This is a genomic window from Pseudoxanthomonas sp. 22568, assembly GCF_052044485.1.
Lineage (GTDB): Bacteria > Pseudomonadota > Gammaproteobacteria > Xanthomonadales > Xanthomonadaceae > Pseudoxanthomonas_A > Pseudoxanthomonas_A beigongshangi.
Genome location: NZ_JBQENC010000011.1, coordinates 22,541 through 34,712 on the forward strand (window position 1 = coordinate 22,541; position 12,172 = coordinate 34,712).

The 12,172-nt window shown below is 69.7% G+C and carries 11 protein-coding genes and 1 pseudogene; 1 reads left to right on the top strand and 11 read right to left on the bottom strand.

The annotated features are described in order from the left end of the window. Positions 1 to 151: 151 nt before the first annotated feature. The 10 genes and pseudogenes from ACTJI2_RS14285 to ACTJI2_RS14330 form a co-directional block, all read right to left on the bottom strand. Positions 152 to 3,343 carry an efflux RND transporter permease subunit gene (locus tag ACTJI2_RS14285; protein ID WP_440842536.1) on the bottom strand — a complete coding sequence of 1,064 codons (3,192 nt, stop codon included), beginning with the start codon at positions 3,341 to 3,343 and terminating at the stop codon, positions 152 to 154. A 10-nt stretch (positions 3,344 to 3,353) separates the two neighbouring features. Beyond that, positions 3,354 to 4,626, bottom strand: a pseudogene (locus tag ACTJI2_RS14290) (efflux RND transporter periplasmic adaptor subunit). Further along, entirely contained in the window at positions 4,623 to 5,894 is a 1,272-nt protein-coding gene (locus ACTJI2_RS14295) for a TolC family protein (protein WP_318288020.1), read from the bottom strand. Before ACTJI2_RS14295 ends, ACTJI2_RS14290 begins: the two are co-directional and overlap by 4 nt. A gap of 55 nt (positions 5,895 to 5,949) precedes the next feature. Then, a complete protein-coding gene (locus ACTJI2_RS14300; RefSeq protein ID WP_318288019.1) occupies positions 5,950 to 6,342 on the bottom strand; it encodes a DUF2946 family protein in 393 nt (130 codons plus the stop codon). A 145-nt stretch (positions 6,343 to 6,487) separates the two neighbouring features. Continuing rightward, entirely contained in the window at positions 6,488 to 6,829 is a 342-nt protein-coding gene (locus ACTJI2_RS14305) for a lipid-A-disaccharide synthase N-terminal domain-containing protein (RefSeq protein WP_141455054.1), read from the bottom strand. A gap of 1 nt (position 6,830) precedes the next feature. Next, positions 6,831 to 7,556: a glycosyltransferase family 2 protein gene (locus ACTJI2_RS14310; RefSeq protein ID WP_183639663.1), complete on the bottom strand. Its 726-nt coding sequence runs from the start codon at positions 7,554 to 7,556 to the stop codon at positions 6,831 to 6,833. Positions 7,557 to 7,637: 81 nt separating this feature from the next. Further along, entirely contained in the window at positions 7,638 to 8,537 is a 900-nt protein-coding gene (locus ACTJI2_RS14315) for a ParB/RepB/Spo0J family partition protein (protein ID WP_141455056.1), read from the bottom strand. Beyond that, complete coding sequence (locus ACTJI2_RS14320) at positions 8,537 to 9,334, bottom strand: ParA family protein (protein WP_318288016.1); 798 nt, start codon at positions 9,332 to 9,334, stop codon at positions 8,537 to 8,539. The genes ACTJI2_RS14315 and ACTJI2_RS14320 overlap by 1 nt, the downstream gene beginning before the upstream one ends. A gap of 167 nt (positions 9,335 to 9,501) precedes the next feature. Next, positions 9,502 to 10,149 (bottom strand): 16S rRNA (guanine(527)-N(7))-methyltransferase RsmG, encoded by a 648-nt coding sequence (rsmG, locus tag ACTJI2_RS14325; RefSeq protein WP_318288015.1) that lies wholly within the window; start codon positions 10,147 to 10,149, stop codon positions 9,502 to 9,504. Positions 10,150 to 10,177: 28 nt separating this feature from the next. Continuing rightward, positions 10,178 to 10,789: a 4'-phosphopantetheinyl transferase family protein gene (locus ACTJI2_RS14330; RefSeq protein WP_318289408.1), complete on the bottom strand. Its 612-nt coding sequence runs from the start codon at positions 10,787 to 10,789 to the stop codon at positions 10,178 to 10,180. 173 nt (positions 10,790 to 10,962) lie between these two features. On the opposite strand from ACTJI2_RS14330, the gene ACTJI2_RS14335 reads away from it, so the two are divergent. After that, positions 10,963 to 11,220 carry a GlsB/YeaQ/YmgE family stress response membrane protein gene (locus ACTJI2_RS14335; protein ID WP_183639660.1) on the top strand — a complete coding sequence of 86 codons (258 nt, stop codon included), beginning with the start codon at positions 10,963 to 10,965 and terminating at the stop codon, positions 11,218 to 11,220. Between the two features lie 123 nt (positions 11,221 to 11,343). Here ACTJI2_RS14335 and xth read toward each other — a convergent pair whose 3' ends face one another. Then, entirely contained in the window at positions 11,344 to 12,114 is a 771-nt protein-coding gene (xth, locus tag ACTJI2_RS14340) for an exodeoxyribonuclease III (protein ID WP_249889072.1), read from the bottom strand. Positions 12,115 to 12,172 lie beyond the last annotated feature (58 nt).

Below are 12,172 nucleotides of genomic sequence, written 5' to 3' on the forward strand. Positions count from 1 at the left end.
TGTGGACCCAAGCCGGAATCGCGCTTCCGGCCGCAAATCCGGACAAGCCGGACACAGCGAGCCGCGCATTATGGAGGGCTTTCCCTTTCCATGCAAGCACTTAGGCCGGAAACGGGCCCGGGACGGTTCCCCACGCCCCGGGCCGTCCGGTTCAGCTCGCCGGCCGGGCCTCCGGAGCCGCCGCCGCGGCCTTCCGCCCGTGCAGCCAGCGGTACAGCACCGGCAGCACCAGCAGGGTCAGCAGGGTCGAGGAGACGATGCCGCCGATCACCACCGTGGCCAGCGGGCGCTGGACCTCGGAGCCGGCGCCGACGTTGAAGGCCATCGGCAGGAAGCCCAGCGAGGCCACCAGCGCGGTCATCAGCACCGGCCGCAGCCGGCCCAGGGCCCCGTCGACCACCGCTTCCTCCAGTGGATCCCCCTGCTCCCGCAGCTTGCGGATGAAGGCGATCATCACCAGCCCGTTCAGGACCGCCACCCCGGACAGGGCGATGAAGCCGACCCCGGCCGAGATCGACAGCGGGATCCCGCGCAGGGCCAGGGCGATGACGCCGCCGGTCAGGGCCAGCGGCACCCCGCTGAACACGATGGCCGCGTCGCGGGCCGAGCCGAAGGCCCAGAACAGCAGGGCGAAGATCAGCGCCAGGGTCACCGGTACGACCACCGACAGGCGCTGGCTGGCCGAAATCAGCTGCTCGAAGGTGCCGCCATAGTCGATCCAGTAGCCGGACGGCAGCTTCACCCCGGTCCCGACCCGCTGTTGCAGCTCGGACACGAAGCCGCCCAGATCGCGACCGCGCACGTTGGCGGTCACCACCACCCGGCGTTTGCCGTTCTCGCGGTTGACCTGGTTCGGCCCGAGGGTGGTTTCGATCTTCGCCACCTCGCGCAGCGGCACCGTCCGTGGCGTGCCCGACGCCAGCGCCATTTCCCGGCTGGACTCGTCGGCGTTGGCGTCCCCGCCCAGCGGGATCGGCAGATCCTGCAGCGCGGCCGGGTCCTGGCGCAGGTGCTCCGGCAGGCGGATGACGATGTCGAACCGGCGATCGCCCTCGAACAGCTGGCCGGCAACCTCGCCGCCGACCGCGGTCGCCACGGTGTCCTGGACCACGCCGGGATTGAGGCCGTAGCGGGCCAGCGCGCGCCGGTCCGGGGTGATGGTCAGCAGCGGCAGGCCGGTGGTCTGTTCCAGCTTGACGTCAGCCGCGCCGGGTACGCTCCGCGCCACCGCCTCGATGCGGCGGCCGACGTCCACCAGCGTGTCCAGATCGTCGCCGTAGAGCTTGATCGCCACGTCCGCGCGGACGCCGGAAATCAGTTCGTTCATGCGCATCTGGATCGGCTGGGTGAACTCGTAGTTGTTGCCGGGCAACTGCTTCACCGCCGTCTCGATCTCGGCGACCAGCTCGGCTTTGGACTTGCGCGGATCCGGCCACTGGTCGCGCGGCTTGAGGATCAGGAAGGTGTCGGCCACCGATGGCGGCATCGGGTCGGTCGCGACCTCCGCGGTGCCGAGCTTGCCGAACACGCGTTCCACTTCGGAAAACTGCTTGATGCGCGCTTCCAGCGTCGCCTGCATCCGCAACGCCTGCTCAAGGCTGGTGCCGGGGATGCGCATGGCGTGCATGGCGATGTCGCCCTCGTCCAGGCTGGGGATGAATTCCGACCCCAGCCGCGTGGCCAGCAGGCCGCACACGGCCAGCAGCGCGACCGCGCCGCCGAGCACCCAAGCGCGCCGGCGCAGCGCCCAGTCCAGCGCGGGCGCGTACGCACGGCGCGCCCACAGCATCACCCGGGTTTCCTTTTCCTCCACGCGGCCACGCAGGAACAGCGCGATCGAAGCCGGCACGAAGGTCAGCGACAGCAGCATCGCGCCGGTCAGCGCCAGCACCACGGTGATCGCCATCGGGTGGAACATTTTTCCTTCCACGCCGGTGAGGGCGAAGATCGGCAGGTACACGGCGGTGATGATGCCCAGGCCGAACAGGCTGGGGCGGATCACCTCGGCGGTGGCCGAGGCGGTGGTGTCCAGCCGTTCCTCGTCGCTCAATACCCGCCCCAGCCGGTGTTGCAATTCGCCGAACCGGCGCAGGCAGTTCTCGATGATGATCACCGCGCCGTCGACGATCAGGCCGAAGTCGAGCGCGCCCAGGCTCATCAGATTGCCGGACACGCCGCCGCGGACCATGCCGGTGAGGGTGAACAGCATCGCCAGCGGAATCACCGCCGCGGTGATCAGCGCAGCGCGGAAATTGCCCAGCAGCAGGAACAGCACCACGATCACCAGCAGCGCGCCTTCGACCAGGTTCTTGGCCACGGTGCGGATGGTGCGATCCACCAGCACGGTGCGGTCGTAGACCGGGTTGGCCGACACCCCCGGCGGCAGGCTGCGGTTGGCTTCGGCCAGGCGCGCGGCGGCGGCCTGGGCGACGTCGCGGCTGTTGGCTCCGATCAGCATGAACACCGTGCCGAGCACGACCTCGTGGCCGTTCTGGGTGGCCGCGCCGTTGCGCAGTTCCGGGCCTTCGCCGACCGTGGCCACGTCGCGCACGCGGATCGGCACGCCCTCGCGGCGATCCAGCACGATGTCGCGGATGCCGTCCAGATCCGCGACCTGCCCCGGCGCGCGCACCAGGTACTGCTGGCCGTTGCGCTCGATGTAGCCGGCGCCGACGTTCTGGTTGTTGGCGGCCACCGCGTCGACCACGTCGCGCAGGGTGAAGCCCAGCGCGACCAGCCGCGCCGGATCCGGGGTGATGTGGATCTGGCGCGCGTAGCCACCGATGGTGTTGACCTCGGTGACGCCGCGGGTATTGCGCAGCTGCGGCTTGATCACCCAGTCCTGCAGGGTGCGCAGATCGGTGGCCGTCCACTTGCCGCCATCGGGCTTGCGCGCGTCCGGCTTGGCATCGACGGTGTACATGAAGATCTCGCCCATGCCGGTGGTGACCGGACCCAGTTCCGGCTCCAGTCCCCCGGGCAACTGCGACTTGACCTGTTGCAGGCGTTCGGCGACCTGCTGGCGGGCGAAGTAGAGATCGACGCCGTCGTCGAATACCACCGTCACCTGCGACAGCCCATAGCGCGAGATCGAACGGGTGTGATCCATCCCGGGCAGGCCGGACAGCGCGGTCTCGATCGGGAAGGTCACGCGCTGTTCCGATTCCAGCGGCGAGTAGCCGGCGGCCTCGGTGTTGATCTGCACCTGCACGTTGGTGATGTCGGGGGTGGCGTCGATCGGCAACTGGCGGAAGCTCCACGTGCCCACGCCGATCAGCGCGAGGGTGAGCGCCAGCATCAGCCATCGGTGGGCGATGGCGAAGCGGATGATTCTCTCGAGCATGGCCGGGTCCTCAGTGGTCGTGGGAAGCGCCGGACTTCTCGATGTCCGCCTTCACCACGTAGCTCTGTTCGACCACGACCTGGTCGCCCGCCTTCAATCCGGACAGCACTTCCACCCGTTGCGCGTCGCGCTTGCCGAGCTTGAGCGGCCGTACCTCGTAGGTGTCGCCGACCCGCACGAACACCACGTCCCAGTCGCGGAACTTCTGCAGCGACGCCACCGGTACCACCAGCGCGGCGGGTTGCCGATCCACGGTGACGCGCGCGGTGATCGCCGAACCCGGCCGCCANACCGTCCGCGTTGGCGATGACCGCGCGCGCGACCGTGCTCTGGCTGGCGGTGGCGGTGCCGGGCAGCACGCGTTCCAGGGTGGTTTCGGCCTGCGCGCCGTCGCTGATGCGGGTGATGGTCACCGGCGAGCCGGCGCGGATGTGCTGGGCGTCGAAGCCGAACACGTGCAGATCCACCCACAGCGTGGACAGATCCGCGACCTCGAACAGCGTCGTGCCTTCGGCCGCGACCGATCCCACTTCGGCGTTGCGCGCCAGCACCACGCCGTTGATCGGCGTGCTGACGGTGTAGGTGGTCAGGCTGAGGTTGCTTTCAATCGACGCCAGCGCCTGTCCGGCGCGCACCCGGTCGCCGACGTTGGCGGCGAGCCGGCGGATCGGGCCGGGAAAGCGCGCGGCGACCTTGGCCACGCGGCCTTCGACCGGGGTCAGCAGGCCCTGCACTTCATGTTCGTCGGCGATGATGCCGGCGCCCGCCGGGGCGACCCGGATGCCGGTCTGTTGCGCGATCGGCGCGGCGATCTCGGTGCGTCCCTCATAGCTGGGATAGGCCCAGCGCAGTGAACGCCCCTCGATGCCCGCCAGTACTTCCACGTCGAAGGAGTGCGGTTCGATCACCTCGGCCGTGCCGAGCAGGCTGCCGTCGGCCTGCGCCTGCAGGCGATGGGTCTCGGCAAGGCCGCCCAGGCGCTTGAGTCGGACTTCGACCGTGCCGGCGCTGGCCGGCAGCGGTTTGCCGTCGCGGTACAGCCAGGCCTGGAATTTTGGCGGCGTGCCGTCCTCGGCCATCGCCAGTTCCACCGCCAGGCCATCCTTTTCCAGCAGGCGGCCGCCGTGCTGGCCGGTGGCCGCCTCGGTTTCGGCGTGCTCGCCGGAGGCGTGGCCGTGTTCGTCGCCAGCGGCTTCGCCATCGGCGCCGCCGCCGCAGGCGGCCAGGGCCAGGGTCAACAACAGCAGCGGCATCCACCGCAGGGCGGGAGTGCGGATATTCATGGGGAGGTTCCTTGTGCGGGGGCGGCGGCCACGAACGGCTGGCCGGTCAGGCGCTGGATTTCGATCAGCGCGCGCTGTGCGTCGAGGGCGGCGTCGAGCTGCTGCCGGCGCGCGCTGGTGCGCTCGGATTGCAGCTGCGCCCATTCCAGATAGCTGATGGCGCCGGCGCGATACGCGCGCTCGGCGGCGCGTTCGGCCTTGGCCAGCTTCGGCAGCACCGCCTCGTCCAGGCGCTCCACTTCGAACTGCGCGGTGCGGTAGCGGCCATGCGCCTCGGCCAGGGTCGAGTACAGCGCCAGCCCCTCGGCTTCGCGTTCGATCTCCACCAGCGCCAGCTCCGCCTCGGCGGCACGGATGCCGGGTTCGGCGCGGCGCGCGCTGCCCAATGGAATCGCGACGCTGGCCATCAGGCCGGTATCGCCGTTCTCCTGCAACCGGCGCACGCCGAACTGCCAGTCGACATTGGCGCTGCGTTCGCTGCGCGCCAGTTGCACGCGTGCTTCGCGGATGCGGCGCTCGTCGGCGAAGCGGGCCAGTTCGGGCGTGCTGTCCAGCAAGGCGGCCAGTTCGCCGAAGTCGGCGACCGCCGGCAGCGCCAACGGATTGCCGGCCACGGTGTCGAAGCCGGGATCGCGTTCGCCCCACAGCGCGGCCAGATGCTGGCGCGCGGACATCAACAGGCGATCGGCACGATCGCGCTCCAGTTCCGCGCGGGTGAGCGCGGCCTGCGCGGTCAGCAGCACCGATTCCGGCGAAGCGCCCGCGGCCAGCCGCTGGCGCGCGGCCGCGACCGTGCGCGTGCGTTGCTCGATATCGTCCAGCGCCACCACGCGCTGGCGCTGGGAGGCGGTGATGGCCAGGTAGCGGCGCGCGACTTCGGCCAGCAGATCCAGCCGGCGGGTCTCGCGCTGCACCGCCAGCGCGTCGATGCGGCTTTGCGCCAGCGTGCGGCGGGCGTCCCATTTGCCGCCGCGCTCGAGTATGCCGGCCAGGGTCAGGCTGATCTCGGCGCCGCCGAAACCGCTGACGTCACCGGTGCCGAGCGCGTTTTCGACCGACGCGCCGGCGGTGAGGCCCGGGCGCAGCGCGGCGACCTCGGCCTCGGCGGCGAGCACGCGCTGCTGGCCGTCAATCAGGCGCAAATCGGGATGGGTACGGGCGACGCGCGCGAACGCGTCGTCCAGGGAGATGACAACAGGCGACTGTGCCCGCGCGGGTGCGACGGACACGGCCACGAAGGCGGCCAAAGCCGCCAGACGCAACCACATGGGAATTCTCCGAAAGGATCGAGGACGAACGAAACCCGGCCGGGCCGGGGGTGCCTCAGATCGCTATCGGCGGGCGCAACAGCTTGTCGCTGCGGTGGGTGGGAACCGGCGCGTCGTGCGGGAACGACACGGAATCCAGCGGCGCGAGCGGCTGCCAGATCGTGGCCGCCACCGGCATCGCCGGCGCGTGGCCACAGCAGTGCGTGGCATGCATCAGGGCATGCAGCAGGCCGCGGGTCTTGCCGGATTCGTCGCCCCCGCGCTCGTGCCCTTCGCCGTCCGGGACCGCGTCCGCATCCACATGCGAATGCAGGCCGCCGCCGTGGCCGAGTTCGTGGACGCCGCCCACCGAGGCCATCACCGGCTGCGCGATCACGCCCAGCAGCAGCACGCACAGCGCCAGCAGGCGCATGAGGGTGGGGCGGCGGAAGCGGCGGAGCAGGGACATGGCTGCACAGGCTAACGGCGGGGCATGGCGTTACACAATCGCAGGGGCGATGGGGATTGGGGCCGGCGCCAAGAGCGAATCCCCCTCGGTCCCCCTTCTTCGAAGGGGGAGGAACAGCGCGGTAGGGTACGGCGACGCCTCGCCGTCAGTGGCTGGCCTTGTCGCGGTGCCAGCCGCGGTGCCGGATGTCCAGGTACAGGCTGTACAGCGCGGTGAAGGCCGGGAACAGGTTCTGCAGTACGCCGACCGAGTCCTGCTTGGCCGAAAACAGGAAGTAGCTCAGCGTCATCAGGCTGCCCAGCACGCTCATGTACCAGAACAGGCGCGGGATGACCGGCTTGCCGGCGCGCCGGGAGGCGATGAACTGGACCAGCCAGCGGCCGCCGAACATCAGTGCGCCTGTGTAGCCGATCAGCTTCCAGCCGGTGACATGCAGGCCGGTCCAGTAGAGCGCCTCGATCGGCTGGTTGAGCCAGTGCACTTCCACCTCAGAGCTCCCGGACCGCCGTGCGCTTGCCGCGCTTGATCAGCCAGGCCACGCCGCGCAGGTCGCTGATGCCGACCAGCGCGCGGTTGAGGTTGTTGTACTTGGACACGCCGGCGGTGCGATGGCGGTGATTGACCGGCACACTGATCGTCTTCCAGCCGGCGCGCTGCATCAGCGCGGGCAGGTAGCGGTGCATGTGATCGAAGTAGGGCAGGTCGAGGAAGGCTTCGCGTTCGAACAGCTTGATGCCGCAGCCGGTATCCGGCGTCTCGTCGCGCAGCATGCGCGAGCGGATCGCGTTGGCCCACTTGCTGGCCCAGCGCTTGCTGCCGCTGTCCTGGCGGTTGACCCGCCAGCCGGCGTAGAGCCTGGTCTGCGCCTCGCCGCCATCGCGCGCGGCGATCAACTTGGGAATGTCGGCCGGATCGTTCTGGCCGTCGCCGTCCAGGGTGGCGATCCAGGCGCCGCGCGCGGCCTTGACGCCGGTGCGGATGGCGGTGCTCTGGCCGCTCTGCTGGACATGTTGCAGCACCCGCAGTTCCGGCACGCGCGCCTTCAGGGCCTGCAGCACGGCCAGGGTGTCGTCGCGGGAATGGTCATCGACGTAGACGATCTCGAAATCGATCCGGCCACGCAGCGCGGCGGTGATCTCGTCGATCAGGGGCGTGACGTTGTCGCGCTCGTTGAAGACCGGGACGACGACGGAGAGGGCGGGGCTGGATGTCATGGGCGCCTATTTTGCCGCCACCGGCTGAATCTGGTCTTGTCGATGTGTCGGCGCGCCTCCGCTGGGGACGCGCCCCGGGCCTCAGCCGCGCGGGCCGCGCAGCTTCTCCAGCACGCCGTCGAGGGTGTCGAGATCGGTGTACTGGATGATCAGCTTGCCCTTGCCGCCGCGTCCGTGGGCGATGGTGACGCGGGTGCCGAGGCCTTCGGACAGCTCGGTTTCCAGGGCGGCGATGTCCGGCTGCGGCGCGGCCTTGCCGGGCTTGGCCTTGCGGCCGATCACCGGCACCTTGCCGGCGGCGAACTGCTGGGCGCGGTGTTCGACCTCGCGCACCGACCAGCCCTGGTCGGCGGCATCGGAGGCCAGCTTGCTGGCCAGTTCCGGCGACAGCGTCAGCAGCGCGCGGGCGTGGCCCATTTCCAGCCGGCGCGCTTCCAGCAGCGCGCGGATGGCCGGCGGCAGTTCCAGCAGGCGCAGCAGGTTGGACACCGCGGCGCGCGAACGGCCGACCGCTTCGGCGGCCTCGGCGTGGGTCAGCGAGAATTCGTTGATCAGGCGTTGCAGCGACTGCGCTTCTTCCAGCGGGTTCAGATCCTCGCGCTGGATGTTCTCGATCAGCGCCATCGCGATGACGGTGCGATCGTCCAGCTCGCGCACCACCACCGGCACTTCGGCCAGGCCGGCTTCCTGCGAGGCGCGCCAGCGGCGTTCGCCGGCGACGATCTCGAAGCGTCCGGGCGCCAGTTCGCGCACCACGATCGGCTGGATCACGCCCTGCGCCTTGATCGACTCGGCCAGCTCGCTGAGCTTGGCCGGATCCATCGCCATGCGCGGCTGGTACTTGCCGGGTTGCAGGTGCGCCACCGGCAGGGTGCGCAGGGCCTCGCCCGGCTGGGCTTCCGGTGGTGGGGTCTCGGCCGCCTTGGGGCCGAGCAGGGCTTCCAGCCCGCGGCCCAGGCCGCGTTTCTTCGACGCGCTCATCAGGCGTACTCCATCCTCTTTTCTTGCTTCTTGCGTTCACTCTGGCGGCGGATGATTTCCCCGGCCAGGCCCAGGTAGGCGACGCCGCCGCGCGAGGTGCGGTCGTAGCCGACGATGCTCTGGCCGTGGCTGGGCGCCTCGGCCAGGCGGACGTTGCGCGGCACGATGGTGCGGAACACGCGATCGCCGAAATGCTGGGTCAGTTCCGCCGAGACGGCGTTGGCCAGGTTGTTGCGCACGTCGAACATGGTGCGCAGCACGCCCTCGATCTCCAGGCCGGGATTCAGTCGTGTCTTCAGCGCCTCGATGGTTTCCACCAGCGCGCTCAGGCCTTCCAGCGCGTAGTACTCGCACTGCATCGGCACCAGCACCGAGTCGGCCGCGGTCAGCGCGTTGAGGGTGAGCAGCGACAGCGCCGGCGGGCAGTCGATGATGATGAAGTCGTAGTCGGCGCGGATCGGTTCCAGCGCGGCCTTCAGGCGCAGCTCGCGGCCGTCGATCTCCATCAGCTGGATCTCGGCGGCGGTCAGGTCGATGTTGCCGGGAAGCAGGTCGAAGCCTTCCTGGGTGGTCACGATCGCCGTGCGCGCGTCGACTTCCTGCAGCAGCACGTCGCAGGTGGAATTCTCGAGTTCGCGCTTGTCCACGCCGCTGCCCATGGTGGCATTGCCCTGGGCGTCCAGATCCACCAGCAGCACGCGCTGCGGCGCACGCGCCAGCGCGGCGGCCAGATTGACGGCAGTGGTGGTCTTGCCGACGCCGCCTTTCTGGTTGGCGATCGCGATGATGCGGGCCATGCGGGTGGTCGCCTCGGGACACGGGGTGGATGGGGGATTATGCGGGGTCCGGACCGGTCCTGCGAATTCGCCTCGCCGATCCGGCCGCGCGGCGGCGCCCGGGAACGGCGCTCATGCCCTCGCGGCGTCCAACGATATCAATCGGTTATGGGGATCGAGGCGCGGGTTCAGGCGCCTGCCTTGCGCACCACGATCAGATGGCGCTCGCCGACCAGGCCGGGCACGCGCAACGGATGGATGGCCTCGACCTGCCAGTCCGGTGGCAGCGCGGCGATTTCCTCGTCCGGCCGCACGCCCTTCATCGCCAGCAGGGTGCCGCCCGGTTTCAGCAGGTGTCCGCCGACGGCGATGATGCCGGCCAGCGTGTCCATGGCCCGCGCGGTCAGGTGGTCGTAGGCGGCGGGTTCGTCCAGCGCCTCGGCGCGCGATTCGGCCACCCGCGCGTTGCCCAGGCCCAGCTGGCGCACCGCCTCGCGCATGAAGCGGGCCTTCTTGCCGTTGCTTTCGACCAGCGTCACCCGCAGTCCGGGGTGGGTGATGGCCAGCGGAATTCCCGGCAGCCCCGGTCCGGTGCCCAGATCGGCCAGGCTGCCTTCGGCGACGTGCGCGTGCATGGCCAGCGAATCCAGCAGGTGGCGGGTCACCATCTCGGCCGGGTCGCGGATCGCGGTCAGGTTGTAGGTGCGGTTCCAGCGGTGCAGCAGGGCCAGATAGTCCAGCAGCGGCGGCGCCAGGGCGGCGGCGTCCAGGCCGAGTTCGGTCAGGCCCTGGCGCAGTTGCGCGTCCAGGCCGGCGGGCAGCGTCGAGGCATTCATCGCGCGCATTATCCCCGAACGGCGGGACTCAGGCCCGCCAGGCCAGCGCGCCGCGGTAGCCGGGTAGCGGTTCCCATTCGTGCAATTGCCATTCGGCCGGGGAGCCCAGCGCGGGATCGCAGTCGATCAGCTGCAGGCCGCCTTCGCGTTCGCCGAACACCAGCTTCTCCAGGCCGAAGGAGACGCCGTGGCCGTGCGCCTTCAGCAGCGCCTCCTTGGCGCACCACAGGCGCACGAACGCGTCGGTGCGGGCGCCGTCGTCGCGGGCGCGCAGCCAGTCCAGTTCACTGGGATGGAAGAAGCGCTGCGCGATTTCCATCATCCGCAGGCGCTCGCGATGGCGCTCCACGTCCACGCCCAGATCGCGTGCCGGCCCGAGCGCGACCAGCAGCACCTCGCCGCTGTGGCTCCAGCTGATCGCCTGGTCGTCGAAGGGCGCCGCGAAATGGGGCTTGCCGCGTGCGTCGCGCCGGATCGGCAAGGCGTCGGCCGGCTGTGCCAGTGCTTCGGCCAGCACCTGCCGCGCGGTCGGTTCGCCGCGCATGCGGGGGGGATGCGCGCGCAGCCAGACCTGGAACCGCCCGAACCGCCAGGCGGGCGGCGTGGTCGCGGATGGGAAGATGGAGGGAATCTCGGTCATGGTCGGCCGGTGGTGCGGGGCAGCGTGCATCGCGGCGCGATCCGCGTTATCACCGCGCTGCAAGGATGCCATTCCCCCTATCCGGCTTAACAGTGGTTTCACGGCGGCAATCGCTTAATCGCACCGTCCCCGGTCTTCGGGGCCGGAGTCCACAACGGAAGGAGACAGGCAGAATGAATTTTCTCATCTATCTGATCGTCGGTGGTATCGCGGGCTGGCTGGCCAGCCTGGTGATGAGGCGTGATGGTTCGCAGGGCATCATTCTCAACATCGTGGTCGGCATCATCGGTGGTTTCCTGGGCGGATGGCTGCTGCCGGCGCTCGGGCTGGGCCTGGGAGGAGGCTGGATCGGATTCCTGGTCACCGCCTTCATCGGCGCAGTGGTGTTGCTGCTGATCGTCAACCTGTTCACCCGGGGACGCGCACGCTGACGCCACGATGATCCGGTTTCGCTGCGGCCGCGTGCGCTGATTCGAGACGCACCCAAGGTCCGTGGCATCACAAAGGCCCGGCGCACGCCGGGCCTTTGTTTATTTCCTTCAAACGAGTGCGGATCAGCCGGCCAGTTGCACCCAGGCCGGCGCGTGGTCGCTGGGGCGTTCCCAGGTGCGCGGCTCGCGATCGATGCCGGCGGCGGCGGCCTGCGCGCGCAACGCGTCCGAGACCAGGGTGAGATCGATGCGCAGGCCCAGGTTGCGGCGCAGCCCGCCCATCCGGTAGTCCCACCAGCTGTACACACCGGCTTCGTCGTTGTGCATGCGGAAGGCGTCGTGCAGGCCGAGCGCGTATAGGCGGCGGAGCGCGTCGCGCTCGGCGACCGAGGTCAGGATGTGGGCATCGCCCCAGACCTTGGGGTCGTAGACGTCGCGATCGTCCGGGGCGATGTTGAAATCGCCCAGCACGACCATCTTCGGGTGCCGCTGCAGCTCCTCGGCAAGCCAGCCGTGCACCGCGTCGAGCCAGCGCAGCTTGTAGGCGTACTTGTCGGTGCCCACGTCCTGGCCGTTGACCACGTACAGGTTGACGATGCGCAGATCGCCCACGGTCGCGGCGATCACGCGCTTCTGTTCGTCCTCGAAACCGGGGATGCCGATCTGCACTTCCGTGGCCGGCACGCGCGACAGGATCGCCACGCCGTTGTAGGTCTTCTGCCCGGCGAAGATGCTGCGGTAGCCCAGCCCGGCCAGCACGGTGTCGGGGAAGCGGTGATCCTCCAGCTTGGTTTCCTGGATGCCCACCACGTCCGGCGAGAACGCACCCAGCCATTGCTCCAGATGCGGCTGGCGGACATTGAGCGAATTGACGTTCCAGCTGGCGATCTTCATCCCGTGCATCCGTGGTCGTGGGCGCCCGCGGGCGCCAGAGAGACAGAAGCGTCAGTGT

Excerpts from the sequence above, each read along its gene's own strand:
- ACTJI2_RS14285 (WP_440842536.1), bottom strand. The coding sequence starts at position 3,343 with ATGCTCGAGAGAATCATCCGCTTCGCCATCGCCCACCGATGGCTGATG.
- ACTJI2_RS14295 (WP_318288020.1), bottom strand. The coding sequence starts at position 5,894 with ATGTGGTTGCGTCTGGCGGCTTTGGCCGCCTTCGTGGCCGTGTCCGTC.
- ACTJI2_RS14300 (WP_318288019.1), bottom strand. The coding sequence starts at position 6,342 with ATGTCCCTGCTCCGCCGCTTCCGCCGCCCCACCCTCATGCGCCTGCTG.
- ACTJI2_RS14310 (WP_183639663.1), bottom strand. The coding sequence starts at position 7,556 with ATGACATCCAGCCCCGCCCTCTCCGTCGTCGTCCCGGTCTTCAACGAG.
- ACTJI2_RS14315 (WP_141455056.1), bottom strand. The coding sequence starts at position 8,537 with ATGAGCGCGTCGAAGAAACGCGGCCTGGGCCGCGGGCTGGAAGCCCTG.
- ACTJI2_RS14320 (WP_318288016.1), bottom strand. The coding sequence starts at position 9,334 with ATGGCCCGCATCATCGCGATCGCCAACCAGAAAGGCGGCGTCGGCAAG.
- rsmG (WP_318288015.1), bottom strand. The coding sequence starts at position 10,149 with ATGAATGCCTCGACGCTGCCCGCCGGCCTGGACGCGCAACTGCGCCAG.
- ACTJI2_RS14330 (WP_318289408.1), bottom strand. The coding sequence starts at position 10,789 with ATGACCGAGATTCCCTCCATCTTCCCATCCGCGACCACGCCGCCCGCC.
- ACTJI2_RS14335 (WP_183639660.1), top strand. The coding sequence starts at position 10,963 with ATGAATTTTCTCATCTATCTGATCGTCGGTGGTATCGCGGGCTGGCTG.
- xth (WP_249889072.1), bottom strand. The coding sequence starts at position 12,114 with ATGAAGATCGCCAGCTGGAACGTCAATTCGCTCAATGTCCGCCAGCCG.